The sequence below is a fragment of the Bacteroides sp. K03 genome, from assembly GCF_019734355.1.
Taxonomy (GTDB): domain Bacteria; phylum Bacteroidota; class Bacteroidia; order Bacteroidales; family Bacteroidaceae; genus Bacteroides; species Bacteroides nordii.
Map to the genome: position 1 here is coordinate 34,868 of NZ_JAASHC010000029.1, position 20,860 is coordinate 55,727.

General features: G+C 43.5%; 10 protein-coding genes. All 10 read left to right on the forward strand.

Going from position 1 to position 20,860, the window contains the following annotated elements:
* The first annotated feature begins 1 nt into the window (after position 1).
* The 10 genes from HCG69_RS16415 to purH all read left to right on the forward strand — a co-directional run bounded on the left by HCG69_RS16415 (position 2) and on the right by purH (position 20,777).
* Complete coding sequence (locus tag HCG69_RS16415; RefSeq protein WP_221650937.1) at positions 2-1,246, forward strand: pitrilysin family protein; 1,245 nt, start codon at positions 2-4, stop codon at positions 1,244-1,246.
* A gap of 144 nt (positions 1,247-1,390) precedes the next feature.
* On the forward strand, positions 1,391-2,731 hold the full coding sequence (locus HCG69_RS16420; RefSeq protein WP_221650938.1) for an MATE family efflux transporter: 1,341 nt from the start codon (positions 1,391-1,393) through the stop codon (positions 2,729-2,731).
* 93 nt (positions 2,732-2,824) lie between these two features.
* Entirely contained in the window at positions 2,825-5,287 is a 2,463-nt protein-coding gene (locus HCG69_RS16425) for an ATP-binding protein (RefSeq protein ID WP_221650939.1), read from the forward strand.
* Between the two features lie 60 nt (positions 5,288-5,347).
* Positions 5,348-9,853, forward strand: a complete 4,506-nt coding sequence (locus tag HCG69_RS16430; RefSeq protein WP_221650940.1) for a translocation/assembly module TamB domain-containing protein — start codon at positions 5,348-5,350, stop codon at positions 9,851-9,853.
* Positions 9,850-12,213, forward strand: coding sequence for a BamA/TamA family outer membrane protein (locus tag HCG69_RS16435; protein ID WP_255586184.1), 2,364 nt, complete (start codon positions 9,850-9,852; stop codon positions 12,211-12,213). The genes HCG69_RS16430 and HCG69_RS16435 overlap by 4 nt, the downstream gene beginning before the upstream one ends.
* A 170-nt stretch (positions 12,214-12,383) precedes the next feature.
* The gene (locus HCG69_RS16440; RefSeq protein WP_221650941.1) at positions 12,384-13,286 is read left to right on the forward strand and encodes a nucleotidyltransferase; all 903 of its coding nucleotides are present in this window, start codon (positions 12,384-12,386) and stop codon (positions 13,284-13,286) included.
* 100 nt (positions 13,287-13,386) lie between these two features.
* Positions 13,387-14,796 (forward strand): S41 family peptidase, encoded by a 1,410-nt coding sequence (locus HCG69_RS16445; protein WP_221650942.1) that lies wholly within the window; start codon positions 13,387-13,389, stop codon positions 14,794-14,796.
* Positions 14,797-14,943: 147 nt separating this feature from the next.
* A complete protein-coding gene (locus HCG69_RS16450; RefSeq protein WP_221650943.1) occupies positions 14,944-16,905 on the forward strand; it encodes an ABC-F family ATP-binding cassette domain-containing protein in 1,962 nt (653 codons plus the stop codon).
* Positions 16,906-17,069: 164 nt separating this feature from the next.
* Entirely contained in the window at positions 17,070-19,103 is a 2,034-nt protein-coding gene (locus HCG69_RS16455; protein WP_221650944.1) for a M13 family metallopeptidase, read from the forward strand.
* Positions 19,104-19,253: 150 nt separating this feature from the next.
* A complete protein-coding gene (purH, locus tag HCG69_RS16460; protein WP_221650945.1) occupies positions 19,254-20,777 on the forward strand; it encodes a bifunctional phosphoribosylaminoimidazolecarboxamide formyltransferase/IMP cyclohydrolase in 1,524 nt (507 codons plus the stop codon).
* The last annotated feature ends 83 nt before the right edge of the window (positions 20,778-20,860 follow it).

Here is a 20,860-nt window from a genome sequence, read left to right on the forward strand (position 1 = left end):
GATGTTAAAGATAAACAGGCATATTTTAGCCAATGGGCTGAGGCTGGTGCACTCACAGGATGATAGTACCCAGATGGTAGCTCTTAATATATTATATAATGTAGGAGCGAGAGACGAACATCCCGAACATACAGGGTTTGCTCATCTTTTTGAGCATCTTATGTTTGGTGGTTCAGTGAATATCCCCGATTATGATGCTCCGCTTCAACTTGCCGGCGGGGAAAATAATGCCTGGACAAATAATGACATCACTAATTATTATCTTACCGTTCCCCGCCAGAATGTAGAAACAGGTTTCTGGTTGGAGTCCGATCGCATGTTGAGTCTTGATTTTAATGAACGTAGTCTGGAAGTTCAGCGGGGAGTGGTAATGGAGGAATTTAAACAACGTTGTCTCAATCAGCCTTATGGCGATGTGGGGCATCTGTTGCGTCCGCTTGCTTATAAAGAGCATCCTTATCAATGGCCTACTATCGGTAAAGAATTGTCACACATCGCTAATGCCACGTTGGGCGAGGTGAAAGATTTCTTTTTCCGATTCTATGCGCCCAATAATGCAGTACTTGCTGTAACCGGAAATATCTCCTTTGAAGAGACAGTGGACCTTACCGAGAAGTGGTTTGGAACTATTCCGTGCAGGGATGTTCCGATACGCCGGTTGCCGCAGGAACCTGTACAAACAGAAGAGCGGCGTTTAACGGTAGAACGCAATGTTCCTCTTGATGCACTCTTTATGGCATTTCATATGTGTGAACGCGCTCATCCTGACTATTATGCATTTGACATCTTGTCAGATATTCTGAGCAATGGACGTTCCAGTCGTCTGAATCAACATCTGGTACAGGAGAAGCAGCTGTTTTCCAGTATTGACGCATCTATTTCGGGCTCGATAGATGCCGGATTGTTTCATATATCCGGTAAACCTTCAGCGGGTGTGTCACTGGAAGAGGCGGAAGCTGCGGTGCGTGAAGAGTTAAAGATACTGCAGAATGAAGCAATCGCTGCACAAGAGCTGGAAAAAGTAAAAAATAAATTTGAGTCTACTCAGATATTTGGTAATATCAATTATCTGAATGTAGCTACTAATCTTGCCTGGTTCGAGCTGAATGGAGAGGCTGAAGATATGGAAAGAGAGGTAGAACGTTATCGGGCTGTAACTGCCGGGCAATTGCAAACTGTAGCACAAGCAGCTTTTGACAAGACTAACGGAGTGGTATTGTATTATAAAAGAGTGAGTAGTGATTAGTGAGTTAGTGATAAGTGAGTAGTGATGGGTGATTAGCGGGCTGCGCTATAGGTTGTAGCCTTTAATATCCATACTTTTTTCTACTCACTTATCACTCATCACTAACTACTCATTACTTATTGTTGATCACTAATCACTACTTTCATGAGATTAAGAAACTTCTATGAAACCTACAAGGGGCATTACAAAGCGTTGTTTCTCCTGGGATTACCCATCGTTATCGGACAGGTGGGAGTCATTATCCTTGGATTTGCTGACACGCTGATGATCGGGCATCATAGCACCAGTGAACTGGGAGCTGCCTCCTTTGTAAATAATGTATTTAACCTGGCTATTATTTTCAGTACAGGTTTTTCCTATGGATTGACCCCCATTGTGGGAAGTTTATATGGAAATAAGAAATTTGCACCTGTTGGTCAGGCTTTGCGCTGTAGCCTGCTGGCAAATCTGCTTGTTGGTTTGTTGCTGACACTGATAATGGGGATTTTGTTTTTGAATATAGAACGGTTAGGACAGCCTGACGAATTGCTTCCACTGATTAAGCCTTATTACATAGTATTGCTCATTTCCCTTGTATTTGTATTGCTTTTCAATGGCTTTAAGCAGTTTACAGATGGTATTACCGATACTAAAACTGCGATGTGGATATTGTTGGGTGGTAATGTTCTGAATATTATCGGGAACTATATCCTGATTAACGGTAAGATCGGTTTTCCGGAATTAGGATTGCTGGGTGCAGGTATTAGTACTTTGTTTTCCCGCATCGTAATGGTGATTGTATTTACTGTGATATTTTTCAATAGCCGTCGTTTCCTGCGTTATAAAGTAGGATTTTTCCGTTTAGGATGGTCACGGCAAATGTTTATCCGCCTCAATGCCTTAGGGTGGCCTGTTGCTTTCCAAATGGGAATGGAAACAGCTTCTTTTAGTTTGAGTGCTGTGATGATAGGCTGGCTGGGTACCATTGCACTGGCTTCACACCAGATAATGTGTGCTATTTCTCAGTTTACGTTTATGATGTTCTATGGCATGGGAGCTGCTGTTGCGGTACGTGTCAGCAATTTTAAAGGACAGGATGATATTGTTAATGTGCGCCGTTCTGCTTATGCCGGTTTTCAGTTGATTATGGCAATGGCGGTGGTACTGGGCGGCATTGTGTTTTTATGCCGCAATTATCTGGGAGGATGGTTCACAGACAATGAGGAGGTATCTGCTATGGTTGTAATGCTGATCATCCCGATGCTTGTTTATCAGCTTGGTGATGGCATGCAAATAAACTTTGCCAATGCTTTGCGTGGTATTTCGGATGTGAAACCGATGATGCTCATAGCATTTATTGCCTATTTTATGATATCTTTGCCAGTAGGTTATTTCTGTGGATTCGTTCTTAACTGGGGTATTACCGGGGTGTGGATGGCTTTTCCTTTTGGATTGACCAGTGCGGGTATTATGCTGTGGTGGCGATTCTACTACAAAACGAAATAATGTGCCAATACGCCAATGTGCCAATTACCATGTGGTATCATAGCGCAGCCAATTGGCACATTGGGATATTGGCACATTAAATAATTATTTAATATGACTCCTTCGCGTTTTACCAAAGTAAAGATTGCCATTGGATACTCTCTTCTGCTGGCAATATTACTCTTTTCTCTTGTGTTTGTTCACCGGGAGATGGAGACCCTTTCGGCTTCAGACGATCAACAAAGTCTAATGACGGATAGTCTGTTGGTGCTGTTGCGTGAAAAAGATCAGAATACGATCCGGATGCTTCGTGTGTTGAGTGAGGCTAATGATAGTCTTCTGTCCGCCAGAGAGATTGAAGAAATTATAGCTGAACAGGATTCGGTTGTCACTCAACAACGTGTGCAACATCGCGTAATTACCACCCGTGATTCTCTTATTACCAAACCTAAGAAGAAGGGTTTTTTTAAGAGGCTGGCCGAGGCTTTCGTTCCCTCCAAACAAGATACTGCCGTATTGGTAAACACCTCACAAGAGTTTGCTACCGATACGATTCTTGAAGCTTACAATCCTGCCGATTCATTACATCAGAAGATTCGTACCGCCAGCGAGCAGAAGCGGGCAAAGAAGAAAACCACTATCCGGCGGAGAAATGTGCAATTCCGCCGCCTCGATACACAACTGACGGCCCGTATTGATAGTCTGGTGAAAGAGTATGAACAGAATGTTGTGTTACGCGCACAACTCAATGCCCAGAAGGAGCAGGATATTCGTCAACGTTCTGCCCGTACCATTGGAGGGATTGCTGTAGGTGCCGTGTTGCTTTCTGCCCTTTTTCTTATATTGATCTGGAAAGATATAACTCGGAGTAACCGTTATCGGGCGGAGTTGGAAGACGCGAACCGTCGTGCCGAAGATCTGCTGGAGGCCCGTGAAAAATTAATGCTTGCTATTACTCACGATTTTAAAGCACCTCTTGGATCTATCATAGGTTATACCGATTTGCTGGTTCGTCTTACGGAAGATGAACGTCAGCGTTTCTATCTGGATAATATGAAGAGTTCTTCACAGCATCTGTTGAAACTGGTCAGTGACTTGCTCGATTTCCATCGTCTCGACTTGAATAAAGCGGAAGTCAATCGTGTTACTTTCAATCCCTCACAGCTTTTTGAAGAAATTCGTATTAGCTTTGAACCTCTTACTGTAGCCAAAGGTCTTGTGCTACATTCTAATATCGCTTCGGAACTTGATGACCGTTTTATCAGTGATCCGCTTCGCATTCGTCAGATTGTGAACAACCTGCTTTCCAATGCTGTGAAGTTTACTTCCAAAGGAGAGATTACGCTCTCAGTAAGCTATTCTTCCTCTCGTTTGCACATTGATGTAACGGATACCGGTAAGGGGATGGCTGCCAAAGACCGGGAACGTATTTTTCAGGAGTTTACCCGACTCCCCGGTGCACAAGGTGAAGAAGGTTTTGGACTTGGGCTTTCTATTGTGCACAAACTGGTTACTTTGCTTGAAGGCACAATTGATGTACGGAGTGTAGTAGGTGAAGGGAGCACATTTACAGTGATTCTGCCATTATTCCCCGTAGGTAAAGCCATAGCAGACGATAAGGATAAAAAACAAACTGCAATAAATAAGACTGATACTGTTCCTGTTGCCGAAGAGGATGAAGGACCACAACTTCTGGTTCCTGCAACAAAGATTCTGCTTATCGATGATGATAAAATACAGTTGACACTCACTGCTGCCATGCTTGAGCAGCAGGGTATTCATGCTACTTGTTGTGAGCAACTTGACGAGTTAACAGAGCAACTTCGTGAGAATCATTTTGATGTATTACTTACAGATGTCCAGATGCCCGCAATTAATGGTTTTGATCTGTTGAAGTTACTTCGTGCTTCCAATATCCCCCAGGCAAAAACAATTCCGATTATAGCGGTTACAGCCCGTAGCGATATGAATGAAGCCGAGTTCCTGGAACATGGCTTTGCCGGCTGTCTGCATAAACCATTTACGGTGAAAGAGCTTATTCAATTGACAATTGACAGTGGACAATTGACAGTTGACAGTGGACAGTTGACAGTGGACAGTGGACAATTGACAGTGGACAGTGGACAGTTGAGAGTTGACAGTGGACAATTGATAGTGAAGGAGAAGCCATTAGTATGGAGTACAGTAGCGCAGCCCACTGTCAATTGTCAATTGTCAACTGTCAATTCTCTAACTGTCAATTCTCTGAATTTCAAAGCTCTTGCCGCCTTTTCTGAATACGAACCGGAGGCTACACGTTCTATTATTTCTTCCTTTATAGAAGAAACCGAGAAAAATATTGGCCGGATGAAGAAGGCATTGGAGGATGAAGATATGGCTGGTATTGCTGGTATGTCGCACAAATTGCTTCCGTTACTGACTTTGATAGGCGCAGGAAATATAGTGCCGTTACTGTCTTGGCTGGAAGCTCGTCGCGATGAGGACATTTCTGATGAAGTGAAACAAAAAACAGAGGCTGTATTGCCTTTGCTATGGTTAGTTGTAGAGGAGGCAAGGAAGTATTTATTAAACTCCTAAATCTTTTTCACGGATTTATTTGTTTACTTTGTATCTCTTTAAAGTATTGAAACACGCTTGATGAAACGAAAATGGATAAAATGGGTGAGTTGGATTCTACTCACTCCTATACTACTTTTTGTAGTACTAATGATACTACTTTATGTGCCTCCCGTACAGAATTTTCTACGGAAGCAGGCTACTGCATATGCATCTCAGGCTACCGGCATGCAAATTAATGTCGGACGTATTGATCTTCGTTTCCCGTTAAACCTGTTGGTACGGGATGTAGAAGTCATACAGACTCCGGACACTTTACTCACATTGGCCAGTCTCAATGTACATGTACAGGCTATGCCCTTGTTTAAAGGGAAAATAGAGGTGGATGATATTACAATTCAGCGTGTAGCTGTCAATTCGGCTAACCTGATAGAAGGTATGCAGATTCGTGGTGTACTGGGACGTTTCTTCCTCGAAAGCCATGGTGTAGACCTTACTAACGAGGCAGCTGTTATAAATCGTGCAGAGCTTTCAGATACTCATATTGGACTTATTCTCACAGATACCACTACTACGGAAAAAACGGACACAGCTTCGGCACCTGTCAACTGGAAAGTAAACCTTCATGCACTTAATCTGAAAAATGTCTCTTTCAGTATGCAACTTCCTGCTGATTCTATGCGTATGGCTGCTCATGTAGATGAGGCGAGTGTCAATGATGTGTCTGCTGACCTTAAACAGCAGTTTTATGGTTTGCGGTCTTTTTTGCTGACAGGAGCTTCGGTCAATTATGATACAGGGAGTACCTTGCCTGCCGATGGGTTTGATCCTTCGCATATCGCTTTGCGTGATATTCGTATCGGCATCGATTCTGTTCTCTACCGGGGGCGTAATATGAACGCAGTCATTCGTGAATTCTCTATGAATGAGCGTTCGGGACTTAGTGTCACTTCTCTCACAGGACGTGTCTTTGCTGATAGTACGTTGATTCGTGTACCTTATTTCCGTTTGCTCACTCCCCATTCAGAAATGAATCTAACTGCTCAGACGTATTGGGAATTGGTAAATATTCCTACTACAGGGCGTTTGACAGCTCGTTTCAATGCTATTATAGGCAAACAGGATGTACTTTTGTTTGCCGGCGGATTACCCGATGCGTTTAAAGAGGCTTATCCCTTCCGTCCGCTTGTTGTTCAGGCGGGTACAGAAGGAAACCTGAAATCAATGCAGATTTCCCGCTTTAAGATTGATTTGCCCGGTGCTTTTTCACTGGATGGTGGCGGAGAACTATATAACCTGATGGATAGTGTCACTCGCTCTGCTGCTATTGATCTGAAGATGCGAACCGGAAACCTAAACTTCCTGACAGCGTTGGCAGATATGAAACCCGGAGCGCCTCTGGCTATTCCGGATAGTATGTTGCTCAATGCTCGTCTGGGGATGGAGGGATCTAAGTATGATGCTCGTTTGCAGCTGAAAGAAAAAGAAGGCAGGTTGAATCTTACTGCCAATCTTAATACAAATACCGAAGTATACAGTGCTGATTTGAAAATTGAAGATCTGCAGGTGAATCATTTTCTTCCGCATGATTCTATCTATGAACTGACCACCTCTCTCTCTGCCCGCGGACGTGGACTGGACTTTACTTCTTATCGGTCTGTTGCTACAGTCAATGCATCTGTAGATAAATTACATTATGCCGATTATAAGATTTCAGGTGTTGAGCTTTCGGGAGCTCTTAAGAACGCTGTTGCTACGGCGCAACTGACCAGTGACAATGCTCTGCTGAAGATGAAAGCCGATGCGGAATATCATTTAGCCCATCGTTATCCGGATGGAAAAGTAGAGTTGGATGTTACTTCTCTCGATACTGAAAAACTATTAGGTATCAGTTTGGGGAAAGATCCGGAAAAAATGTTGGCTTTTCAGTTTACCGGAGAAGTTCGCAAGGAACGTGTGTTTACTCATCTTACTTCCGGTGACTTGAAACTGAACCTTAGTGCTCGTGCCGGATTAGAACCTTTGATTCGCCAGTCTACTCATTTTGCAGATATACTGATGAGGCAACTGGATAATAAAGAATTGGATCATGCAGAGTTGCGTAAAGCATTGCCTACCGCAATCTTTTCTTTCTCGGCAGGACGCAACAATCCGATGGCATGGTATCTTGCCACACAAAAAATATCGTATCAGGATGCTTCTGTCAAAATAGGCTGTGCACCCGATTGGGGAATTAATGGTAAGGCTTCTCTTCATGCACTCAAGATAGATACCTTGCAACTTGATACTATATTTCTGACTTTGAAGCAAGATACAAGCCATATTAATTTGTATGGCGGGGTAATCAATGGACCGAAGAATCCGCAAATCTCTTTTAAATCGATTCTTACAGGAGAAATACGTGACAAGGATGCCGAGTTGACCGCACAATATATTAATGATAAAGGAAAAACCGGACTGCTTTTCGGAGTCAATGCCAAGCCTCTTTATGGCGGTCGTGGTAAAGGGAACGGAATTGCCCTGACCCTGATACCGGAGGAGCCTATTATTGCTTTCCATAAGTTTCGCTTTGAGGAGCGTCACAACTGGATTTATCTACATAATAATATGCGTGTTTATGCTAATGTGGATATGCAGGATAGTGAAGGAATGGGGATCCGGATGCAGTCTCTGCCAAGTGATACTGTTTCGTTACAGAATATGGATGTCGAGTTGCGTCGTATCCGGCTGGATGAACTATTCAGTATCTTGCCGTATATGCCCGAAATTACCGGGTTACTTTCTGCCGAGGCCCACTATATACAAACGGAACACTCACTGGAGCTCTCTGCTGAGGCCAGTATTGATGAACTGACTTACGAGCGTCAACGTATTGGCGATGTTTCTTTGGGGGCTACCTGGCTTCCGGGTGAGGCTGGCAAGCAGTATGTTAATACGTACTTGACACATGAAGGTACGGAGATTATGGTTGCTGACGGAGCATTGTATCCTACCATTTCCGGGAAAGACAGTATTGTGGTAAACTCCACACTTGAGCACTTTCCGCTTACTATTGCCAATGTGTTTGTACCCGATCAGATGGTAACTCTTTCCGGTGATATGGATGGTGATTTGCATATTACGGGATATACTGATACTCCATTGATAAATGGTGGATTATCACTGGATAGTGTTTCTGTTTATGTACGCCAGGCAGATGCCCGGTTTACATTTGATAACCGTCCGATACAAGTACAGAATAATCGCATCGTATTTGATAAATTCGCTATTTATACTACCAGCAAGAATCCGTTCAGTATTGACGGTTATGTAGACTTTCGCGATATGAGCCGTCCGATGGCAAACCTGAAACTGTTTGCTGAGAACTATACATTGCTCAATGCCAAACGGACGAAGGAAAGTATGGTCTATGGTAAGGTGTTTGTTGACTTTGATGCTACGGTACGTGGTCCGTTGGAGGCACTTATGATGCGTGGTAATGTGAATTTGCTGGGCAATACGGATGTTACCTATGTACTTACTGACTCTCCACTCACAGTACAGGACCGGCTGAGTGATCTGGTGACTTTCACTTCGTTTGCAGATACTACTTCTTTAAATAAAGAAGAAGTCCCGACCCTTTCTCTGGGCGGGCTGGATATGATAATGACTGTACACATAGATCCGGCTGTCCGTTTGAAGGCCGATTTAAGTGCAGACCGTAGCAGCCGTGTTGAGCTTGAAGGTGGAGGTGATTTGTCTTTGCAATATACGCCACAGGGAGATCTTACCCTTACCGGGCGCTATACCCTTTCCGGAGGTATGATGAAATATGCTCTTCCGGTTATTCCGTTGAAAGAGTTCCAGATACAGAACGGCAGTTATGTGGACTGGACGGGTAATCCGATGGATCCTTTGCTGAATTTCCGGGCTACGGAACGTATGCGGGCTTCTGTGTCGCAGGAGGATGGAACATCGCGAATGGTGAACTTTGATATTTCTATTGTTGTAAAGAATCGCCTTGACAATCTTTCATTAGCCTTTGAAATAGATGCACCCGATGATGCTTCGGTACAAAATCAATTGGCGGGAATGGGACCGGACGAACGTAGCAAACAGGCCGTGGCAATGTTGGCTACAGGTATATTCCTTGCCGATTCGGGTAGTGGCGGTGGCATGAACCTGAATATGGGAGCTGCCCTGAACTCGGTACTTGCCAGTCAGATTAATGCTCTTACCGGAAATATGAAGAATGCCAGTCTGTCGTTTGGTGTCGAAGACCATGATGATTCGGATGCCGGTGGTAAGCGGACGGATTATAGTTTCCGTTACTCACAGCGCCTCTTTAATGACCGTTTCCAGATTGTGTTGGGAGGTAAAGTTTCTACCGGAGCCAATGCTACCAATGATGTAGAATCGTTTATTGACAACATCTCTCTGGAGTATCGTCTGGATCAATCGGGGACACGTTATATCCGCCTGTTCCACAACAAGAACTATGAAAGTGTTTTTGAAGGTGAGATAACTGAGACCGGTATTGGCCTTGTACTTCGTAAGAAGATGGACCGTCTGAGTGAATTGTTTATTTTTAAAAAGAAGAAGAAATGAAAATAGTAAGAATAACCCGCAAACGAGGAATATCCCTATTTTTTATTGGCATATTGGCGTATTTTCTTATTGGCACATTATTCAGCTGTTCCACTACAAAACATTTGCCCGAAGGTGAAGTGCTGTACACGGGAAATAAAAATATTTTTAAGGATGCTTCTGCCACTCCTGTGGGTGAGACGGCTATCAGTGAGGTTACGGCTGCATTGGATAAAAGTCCGTCAACGAAGTTATTTGGTATTCTGCCTATCCCCTTCGGTATGTGGGTATATAATGACTTTGTGAAGTACGAGAAAGGTTTCGGTAAATGGATATTCAATCGTTTTGCTGCAAAACCAGTGTTTATTTCTACTGTAAATCCGGAAATTCGCGTCAAGGTAGCTACCAATTTACTGCATGATTATGGCTATTTCAATGGGAAAGTGACGCAACAAACCATTGTCAATCCGAAGGATAGCCTTAAAGCAAGAGTGGAATATACTGTGGAGATGCGTGATCCTTATTTTATTGATACAGTATATTATAGTCGCTTTACACCGCAAACCCTTCGTATTATGGAGCGGGGGCGCCGCCGTTCATTACTTACTCCGGGCGAGCAGTTTAATGTAAGTGATTTGGATGAAGAGCGCAATCGTATCAGTACTTTGTTACGTAATCTGGGATATTTCTATTTTCGTTCTGACTATATGACTTATCAGGCAGATACTACGCTTGTACCCGGTGGACATGTTAGTTTGCGGCTTAGCCCTGTACCGGGTTTGCCTGTAGCTGCACAGCGTCAGTATTATGTAGGAAACAAAACCGTTTATCTGATAGGTAAAAACGGGGAGCAACCGAATGACAGTATGGATTACCGGGGTATGAAGATACATTATTATAAGAAGATGCAGGTGCGTCCCAATATGCTTTACCGATGGCTGAATTATCAGGCTTATGTGAAGAATGACTCTTTGCGCAATTCGCAGCGTAGCCGTCTTTACAGTCAGTATCGCCAACAACGTGTGCAAGAGAAACTGGCACAGTTGGGAATTTTCCGCTACATGGATATGCAATATGTACCTCGAGATACAACGGCGGCTTGTGATACACTTGATGTTAGTCTGCAAGCTACGTTTGACAAACCACTGGATGCGGAACTGGAATTGAATGTTACTACAAAAAGTAATGATCAGACAGGGCCGGGAGCTTCTTTTTCCGTCACCCGTAACAATGTGTTTGGTGGTGGTGAAACCTGGAATGTGAAATTGAAAGGCGCTTATGAATGGCAAACTGGAGGGGGAAAAGGCTCTTCTTTATTGAACAGTTGGGAGATAGGAGCTTCAACTTCCCTTATGTTTCCACGTGTAGTGTTCCCTCGCTTTGGAGGACGGGAGTATGATTTCCCTGCTTCTACTACTTTTAAGTTGTATGCCGATCAGATGAACCGTGCAAAGTATTATAAGTTACTTTCTTTTGGTGGAAACGCAACGTATGATTTTCAACCGACTCCTACCAGCCGACATTCGCTGACTCCTTTCCGCCTGACGTTTAACGTGCTGCAACATCGTACAGAAGCCTTTGAGGAAGTTGCAGAAAAGAACAAGGCGTTATTACTTAGTTTGCAGGATCAGTTTGTTCCGGCTATGGAGTACACCTACACATATGATAACTCTTCGGTTCGCAGTGTACGCAACCCTGTCTGGTGGCAGACTACTTTTACTTCTGCTGGTAATATAACCTCTGGTATTTATCGTATATTCGGGCAGCCGTTTAGTGAGAAGAATAAGAAATTGCTGGGTGCACCGTTTGCCCAGTTCCTTAAACTGAATACAGATTATCGTTATCTCTGGAAGTTAGATCGTAATAATGCCATTGCTGCTCGTATAGCCGGAGGTGTTCTTTGGACTTATGGTAACTCGACAGTAGCTCCTTATAATGAACAGTTCTATGTGGGTGGTGCCAATAGTATTCGTGCCTTTACCGTACGTAGCATTGGCCCCGGTGGGTATCATCCCGAGAAGAGTGAGTTCTCTTATCTTGACCAGACCGGCGATATACGTCTCGAAGCAAATATCGAATACCGCTTTCGTATTTATAAAGACCTGCATGGTGCTGTATTTTTGGATGCCGGAAATGTGTGGCTGATGCGTTATGACCCTGAGCGTCCCGATGCACAGCTTCGTCTCAAAACATTTCCGAAGCAGGTAGCTCTTGGCACAGGTGCCGGATTGCGTTATGATCTTGATTTTCTGATCTTCCGCCTTGATTGCGGAGTTCCTTTACATGATCCGTATGATACAGGGAAATCCGGATATTACAATGTCAGAGGTGCATTTTGGAAACAGTTGGGGTTACACTTTGCTATCGGATACCCGTTTTAGAAGGGAGAGGGGAGAATGGAGAGGGGAGAAGTACTGTGCAGCGTGATAGCGCAGTCAACTGTCAATTGTCAACTAAATAAGCTTTCAATTTTCAACTTTCAACTAAAAAAGTTGTACATTTGCACCGTTATCACAACATTGACATTACTAACCTTTAATATTACACAGTTATGAAACCAACTTTATTTGTACTCGCTGCCGGTATGGGTAGCCGCTATGGGGGATTGAAACAACTTGACGGACTGGGTCCTAACGGCGAAACTATTATGGATTATTCTATCTACGATGCTATTCGTGGTGGATTTGGCAAGGTTGTTTTCGTCATCCGCAAAGATTTCGAGAAAGACTTCCGCGATAAAATTCTGAGTAAATATGAGAACCATATTCCGGTAGAGCTGGTATTCCAGGCACTGGATAATCTGCCCGAGGGCTTTACTTGCCCTGCCGATCGTGTGAAACCATGGGGAACAAACCATGCCGTACTGATGGGTAAAGATGTGATCAAGGAGCCATTTGCTGTTATCAATGCTGACGACTTCTACGGTCGTGACAGCTTTGCTGTACTGGGTGCTGCACTGAGCGAGATGGGCGGAAAGAAAGATGACTACTGCATGGTAGGCTATCGTGTAGGTAATACGTTGAGCGAAAGTGGTTCTGTTGCTCGTGGTGTATGCGAGACAAATGCAGACGGTTACCTGACTACGGTAGTTGAACGTACTGCTATCGAGCGCATAGATGGCAAAGTATCTTTCAAAGATGAAAACGGTGTGATGCAAACGATTGCTGACAATACTCCGGTTTCTATGAACATGTGGGGTTTCACTCCCGATTATTTTGAATATTCTGAAGAGTTCTTTAAAGATTTCCTCAAAGAGAATATGAGTAACCTGAAGTCGGAATACTTTATTCCATTAATGGTGAATAAGCTGATTAACGATGGAACTGCACGCGTGAAAGTATTGGATACCACTAGCAAATGGTTTGGTGTGACATATGCTGACGATCGTCAGGGTGTTGTAGACAAAATTCAGGCTTTGGTAGATGCCGGCGAATATCCTGCAAAACTATTCTAATCAACAGAAAATAACAGAAATAGGAAAGGGGAGAGCAGTAGCTTTTCCCTTTTTTTGTACCTTTGCCCCTTGTATATTCCAAACTAAAAGAAAGGTAGTTATGATTAAGTTTTCCGCATATTGCCAGGTGTGTCTGTTGCTGGGACTCCTGTGCGCTTTCTCTTCTTGTGAAAAGGATGATGATAAAAGCGATAAAGCTATCAATCAATGGATCGATGCCACTATGCGTAGCTGGTATCTTTGGTATAGTGATATCCCCGATAAAAAGCAGCTGAATTTTAATGCTGAGCCGGAAACATTCTTTCGTTCTCTTTTGTCAAAAGAAGATGGGAAGAATAATCCGCAGGTGTCTGGCGGACATTATTACTATTCTACGATAAAAAAGAAAACCACTTCCACAACGACACGGTCGTATATGGGCGGGGAACCTGCTTTGGGCTTTGAGTTTCAGAACTGGCAATTAGACAATACAGGCACAAAGTTTGCGGCCAATGTACTTTATGTATTGCCTGGTTCTCCGGCAGAGAAAAAGGGATTGAAACGTGGTGACTGGATACATAAGATAAACGGAACGGGGACTAATAATAGTAATATATATGATCTGTTGGGCAGTAAAACGGTTGTTCTGGCAGTTTCGGATAGTTGGAATAATTTTGTGACACATTCTATGGAACTGGTTCCGGCCCTGATAGAAGACAATCCGGTTTTACTGACAAAGGTTTATCAGGATGAGTCTACCGGAAATAAGAAGGTGGGGTATATGGTATACAATCATTTCACATCCGGCCCCGATGGCGATAAAGATACAACTTATGACAAACAGCTCCGTCAGCGGTTTGCCGAGTTTAAGGCAGAGGGAGTGGAAGAGTTTATTCTTGATCTCCGTTACAATGGTGGTGGTTTAGTAACATCTGCACAGCTGTTGGCCGAATTACTAGCTCCGAAATCTGCTTTGGGAGAAATATTCTGTAACCTGAAGTATAACGATAAACAGGATAAAACGGTTACTTACCGATTGGACAAGACGGATGAAAATCTGAACCTGTCCCGGTTGTTTATACTCACCGGTAATAGAACGGCTTCCGCTTCCGAAGCTGTGATTAACGGGCTTCGTCCTTTCTATAAAGTATATTTGCTGGGAGAGCAGACTGAGGGTAAGAATGTGGGATCTATTACGTTGACAAGTGATAAGTATGATTATGAACTGCATCCCATTGTTTGTAAAATATCCAATGCAGAGGGAAATTCTGAATATAAAGATGGTTTTATTCCTGATTGGAAGTTGGAAGGTAATGACCGGATGATACTTGGGCATATTGACTTGGGAGATAAAGACAATGATAAGTTACTGAATGTTGCTGTAGGTATGATTTCGGGACGGACTTCTATGATGAATGGAGATACCCGTTCATCAGCAGCGTCCAATGCTATCCCCGGTTATAGTTCTTTGGATAGAAAGGCGATGAATGGAGTGCAAATTCCCTTCACACCAGAGGATGTGGAGTGGTAGTGTGATATCTCAAATGAACCGAAAGAGTGAAGATGACCGTTTTACTGGGTGGAACTGACAGATGTCAGCAATTTACGGCCTAAACCCTTACTGGTTAAGGGATAATTTTCTATCTTTGTAGCCCAATATCAATTATTTATTAGCAAAGTGATATCAGTAGAAGGACTTACCGTAGAATTTAATGCCACGCCCTTGTTTTCGGACGTGTCCTATGTTATAAATAAGAAGGACCGTATAGCCCTGGTGGGTAAGAACGGTGCCGGCAAATCGACCATGCTTAAAATTCTGGCTGGTTTACAAAGCCCTACATCGGGTGTAATTGCCATTCCTAAAGAAGTCACGATAGGCTACCTGCCCCAGGTGATGATACTTTCTGACAAGCATACTGTAATGGAAGAAGCCGAACAGGCTTTTGAACATATTTTTCAGTTGCAGGCAGACTTGGAACGGATGAATCAGGAGTTGGCAGACCGCACAGACTATGAATCAGAAGAATATCATAAGTTGATAGACCGGTTTACGCATGAGAATGACCGCTTTCTGATGATGGGCGGAACGAACTTTCGTGCCGAGATAGAGCGTACACTGTTAGGACTTGGTTTCTGTCGGGAGGATTTTGACCGTTCCACATCGGAGTTTTCCGGAGGTTGGCGTATGCGTATCGAGTTGGCCAAACTTCTGCTTCGTCGTCCGGATGTACTGCTATTGGATGAGCCAACCAACCACCTTGATATCGAGAGTATCCAATGGCTGGAAAACTTCCTGTCTACGCGTGCCAATGCCGTAGTGCTGGTCAGCCATGACCGGGCTTTCCTCAATAATGTCACTACCCGTACCATTGAGATCACCTGCGGACAGATCTACGATTATAAAGTGAAATACGACGAGTTTGTCGTATTGCGTAAAGAACGCCGTGAACAGCAGCTCCGTGCCTATGAGAATCAACAGAAACAGATACAGGACACTGAAGATTTTATCGAACGTTTCCGCTATAAAGCGACTAAAGCCGTGCAGGTACAGAGTCGCATCAAGCAACTGGAGAAAATAGAGCGCATTGAGGTAGATGAGGAAGATAATTCTGCCCTTCGTCTCAAATTTGTTTGCTCCAGCCGTAGTGGTAATTATCCCGTTATCTGTGAGGATGTCAGGAAAGCATACGGTGCTCATGTTGTTTTTCATGATGTCAACCTCACCATCAATCGGGGGGAGAAGGTTGCGTTTGTAGGAAAGAATGGTGAAGGAAAATCTACCTTGGTAAAGTGTATTATGGGAGCAATTACCGATTATGAAGGTAAACTTACCATCGGACATAATGTGCAGATCGGTTATTTTGCTCAGAACCAGGCACAGATGCTGGATGAGAATCTGACGGTATTCGATACGATAGACCGTGTGGCAACCGGAGATATTCGTCTTAAAATCCGTGATATTCTTGGCGCCTTTATGTTTGGTGGCGAAGCTTCGGACAAGAAGGTGAAAGTGCTTTCGGGTGGTGAACGTACGCGTCTTGCCATGATCAAGCTACTGCTTGAACCGGTGAACTTCCTGATCCTTGATGAGCCGACGAACCACCTGGATATGCGTTCAAAGGATGTGTTGAAAGAAGCGATTCGTGAGTTTGACGGTACGGTGATACTCGTCAGCCATGACCGCGACTTTCTGGATGGACTGGCAACTAAAGTTTATGAGTTTGGAGGTGGCCTTGTAAAAGAGCATATCGGAGGTATTTACGACTTCCTGCAGAAGAAAAAGATGGAAAGCCTGAATGAGCTGCAAAAGGGACCGGTGCTTTCAACATCGCCTACCGGCGTAAAAGGAGATAGCATTTCCGAAGAAGAATCACCTTCGGACAATAAACTCTCTTATGAGGCCCAAAAGGAACTGAATAAAAAGATAAAGAAGCTCGAACGCCAAGTGGCCGATTGTGAAGAGGCGATAGAACAGACGGAATCTGCCATTGCCATTCTTGAAGAGAGGATGGCTACACCGGAAGGGGCTGCAAATATGGCTCTTTATGAACAACATCAGAAACTTAAACAACAACTTGACCGTACGGTGGAAGAGTGGGAGAAAGTTTCGATGGAACTGGAGAGAACTATCGGCGGGTAGTGAGGAGAGCTATAAAGTTGTAAGTTAAAGGGGGATCAAGTAGTAGAATTATAATAAGATGATGATATAAACGATATTATAATTACTGCCCATCCTACAATTCCGACCCTTACCACCTTTATAACTCTATAACCACCCTATAACATTATAACATTATATATAATATGAGAGTAAAGTATTTACCAATTCTTGCAATCTGCATGATGACTACAGGATGCAACAGTAGCAAGCAACAGGCCGCCCTTACGTCCGGCATAGATCTTGCCAACCTTGACACAATGGCTCTTCCGGGAACCGACTTTTATCAGTATGCCTGCGGCGGTTGGATGAAAAATCATCCACTTACAGACGAGTATTCACGTTTTGGCTCATTTGATATGCTTGCTGAGAACAACCGTAAGCAACTTCGTGAAGTTATTGAGGAGCTGGCGTCTACTCAGCATGAAGCGGGTAGTATCGCTCAGAAAGTAGGTGACCTTTACAACATCGCTATGGACAGTGTAAAACTGAATCGTGAAGGTGCTACTCCTATTAAGGCAGAACTGGAAAAGATAGCTGCTTTGAAAGACAAATCGGAGGTTTATCCGATGATAGCAGAAATGCAGAAAAACGGTATATATCCCTACTTTGTTGTTTTCGTGAGTGCCGATGACATGAATAGTTCAATGAACCTGGTACAGACCTATCAGGGCGGTCTGGGGATGGGCGAACGCGACTATTATCTCGAAAACGATGATAAGACCAAAGAGATTCGCGATGCCTATCAGAAGCATATCGTTAAGATGTTCCAATTGGCTGGTTATGATGAAGCTGCTGCGCAGAAAGCAATGAAAGCTGTTATGAATATCGAAACCCGTCTGGCCAAATCAGCACGTTCTATGGTAGAGTTACGTGATCCGCATGCCAACTATAACAAGAAGGCGATGGCTGATGTGAAGAAGGAATATGCTCCTTTTGCATGGGATGTATTCTTTTCTACTCTTGGATTGAATAATCTGGAAGAGGTGAACATCGGTCAGCCAGGTTCACTTAAAGAAGTAAATGATATCATTAATACAGTTGCGTTGGAAGATCAGATTGCCTATTTGCAATGGAACCTTATAAACAGCGCTGCCAGTTACCTGAGCGATGACTTTATAGCGCAGAATTTTGATTTCTACGGAAAGACGATGTCTGGTAGAAAGGAAATGAAGCCGCGTTGGAAATCTGCAGTAAGTACGGTTGACGGTTCTTTGGGTGAGGCAGTGGGACAGATGTATGTAGAGAAATATTTCCCTGCTGCAGCCAAAGAACGTATGGTAGGGCTGGTGAAAAACCTGCAAACCTCTTTGGGTGAACGTATCAAAGAACTTACCTGGATGAGTGATGCGACCAAAGAAAAAGCACTGGAAAAACTGGCTACCTTCCATGTAAAGATCGGTTATCCGGATAAATGGAAAGATTACTCTTCTCTTGAAATCAAAGACGATTCCTATTGGGCTAACATAGAACGTGCCAACCAGTGGGAACATGCAGAGATGATAGCCAAAGCCGGTAAGCCGGTGGATAAGGATGAGTGGCTGATGACTCCGCAAACTGTAAATGCCTATTATAATCCGACTACCAATGAGATTTGTTTCCCGGCGGGTATTCTTCAGTATCCTTTCTTCGATATGAATGCCGATGATGCTTTCAATTATGGTGCTATCGGTGTAGTGATTGGCCATGAGATGACACATGGATTTGACGACCAGGGGCGGCAGTATGACAAAGAAGGTAATCTGAAAGACTGGTGGACTGAGGAAGATGCCAAAAATTTTGAAGAACGTGCACAAGTGATGGTTAATTTCTTTGACAGTATAGAGGTTGCTCCGGGTGTGCATGCCAACGGTCAACTTACATTGGGTGAGAATATCGCCGACCATGGTGGATTGCAGGTGTCTTTCCAGGCATTTAAGAATGCAACTGCCCAGACTCCTCTGAAAGATGAAAACGGTTTTACACCCGAACAACGTTTCTTCCTTGCCTATGCCAATGTGTGGGCAGGTAATATCCGTCCAGAAGAAATTCTTCGTTTGACTAAATTGGATGTACACTCATTAGGCAAATGGCGTGTGAATGGAGCGTTGCCTCAGATAGGTGCATGGTACGAAGCATTCGGTGTAACAGAGGAAAATCCAATGTTCCTTCCGGTTGACAAACGGGTGTCTATTTGGTAATAGATTTGTATAAACAATAGCGTATATAACAAAGCGCTGACTTTTAATCTTTTAAGTCAGCGCTTTTTTATTATTAATTCACACCTTGTTTATTACGCACGATAAACAATATTTCGTAACTTTGCGCATCAAATACTTAATAAGCAAACCATGTCTGAATCAAAAAGAATAAAAACCGCATTGGTATCGGTTTATCATAAGGAAGGTTTGGATGAAATTATCACCAAACTGCATGAAGAAGGAGTAGAGTTTCTGTCAACAGGTGGAACTCGTCAGTTTATCGAGTCATTGGGATATCCTTGTAAGGCTGTGGAAGATCTTACTTCTTATCCTTCCATCCTCGGAGGTCGCGTGAAGACACTTCACCCGAAAATCTTCGGGGGTATCCTTTGCCGTCGCGGACTGGAACAAGACATCCAGCAAATTGAGAAATATGAAATACCGGAAATAGATCTTGTGATTGTAGACCTCTATCCGTTTGAAGCAACCGTAGCATCGGGTGCTGATGAGGCTTCAATCATCGAGAAGATTGATATCGGTGGAATCTCACTGATTCGTGCCGCTGCTAAAAACTACAATGATGTAGTGATCGTTGCTTCTCAGGCCCAGTACAAGCCATTGCTCGATATGTTGATGGAGCATGGGGCTACCTCTTCACTCGAAGAGCGTCGTTGGATGGCTAAAGAAGCTTTTGCTGTTTCTTCACATTACGATTCGGCGATCTTCAATTATTTTGATGCAGAAGAGGGCTCGGCTTTCCGTCAGTCTGCCAATGATCAGAAGATGCTCCGTTATGGTGAGAACCCACATCAGAAGGGATATTTCTATGGAAACCTGGACGCTATGTTCGACCAGATTCATGGAAAAGAAATCTCTTACAACAATCTGTTGGATATCAATGCAGCTGTTGAACTGATTGATGAATTTGAAGATGTAACTTTTGCTATTCTGAAGCACAATAATGCTTGTGGACTGGCTTCACGTTCTACTGTGCTCGATGCATGGAAAGATGCGTTGGCCGGTGACCCGGTTTCTGCTTTTGGTGGAGTGTTAATCACGAATGCTGTAATTGATAAAGCAACTGCAGAGGAGATTAATAAAATATTCTTTGAAGTAGTGATTGCTCCGGATTATGATGTAGATGCACTTGAAATTCTGGGACAGAAGAAAAATCGTATTATTTTGGTTCGCAAGGAAGCTAAGCTGCCCAAGAAGCAGTTCCGCTCATTGCTGAACGGTGTGTTGGTACAGGAGAGAGATCTAAACATTGAAACCGTGGCCGACTTAAAGACCGTGACTGATAAAGCACCTGCTCCCGAAGAGGTAGAGGACATGCTGTTTGCCAATAAAATAGTGAAGAACAGCAAATCCAATGCCATCGTACTGGCTAAAAACAAACAGTTGTTGGCAAGTGGTGTAGGACAGACTTCACGCGTAGACGCTCTCAAACAAGCTATCGAGAAAGCTAAATCATTCGGATTTGATCTGAATGGGGCAGTGATGGCTTCGGATGCATTCTTCCCTTTCCCCGATTGTGTTGAAATTGCGGGTAATGAGGGAGTAACAGCAGTTATCCAGCCGGGTGGCTCTGTAAAAGATGAATTAACGTTCGAGTATTGTAATGAACATGGCATTGCAATGGTGACAACGGGGATTCGTCACTTTAAACACTAAAAGGATTTACGATTTGACGATTTACGATTTACAATTGAAGTTTGTTTCTTGTAAATCATAAATCTGAGAATTGTAATAAAGAG

Coding starts and splice junctions, on each gene's coding strand:
- HCG69_RS16445 (WP_221650942.1), top strand. CDS start 13,387: ATGATTAAGTTTTCCGCATATTGCCAGGTGTGTCTGTTGCTGGGACTC.
- purH (WP_221650945.1), top strand. CDS start 19,254: ATGTCTGAATCAAAAAGAATAAAAACCGCATTGGTATCGGTTTATCAT.
- HCG69_RS16440 (WP_221650941.1), top strand. CDS start 12,384: ATGAAACCAACTTTATTTGTACTCGCTGCCGGTATGGGTAGCCGCTAT.
- HCG69_RS16435 (WP_255586184.1), top strand. CDS start 9,850: ATGAAAATAGTAAGAATAACCCGCAAACGAGGAATATCCCTATTTTTT.
- HCG69_RS16420 (WP_221650938.1), top strand. CDS start 1,391: ATGAGATTAAGAAACTTCTATGAAACCTACAAGGGGCATTACAAAGCG.
- HCG69_RS16415 (WP_221650937.1), top strand. CDS start 2: ATGTTAAAGATAAACAGGCATATTTTAGCCAATGGGCTGAGGCTGGTG.
- HCG69_RS16430 (WP_221650940.1), top strand. CDS start 5,348: ATGAAACGAAAATGGATAAAATGGGTGAGTTGGATTCTACTCACTCCT.
- HCG69_RS16455 (WP_221650944.1), top strand. CDS start 17,070: ATGAGAGTAAAGTATTTACCAATTCTTGCAATCTGCATGATGACTACA.
- HCG69_RS16425 (WP_221650939.1), top strand. CDS start 2,825: ATGACTCCTTCGCGTTTTACCAAAGTAAAGATTGCCATTGGATACTCT.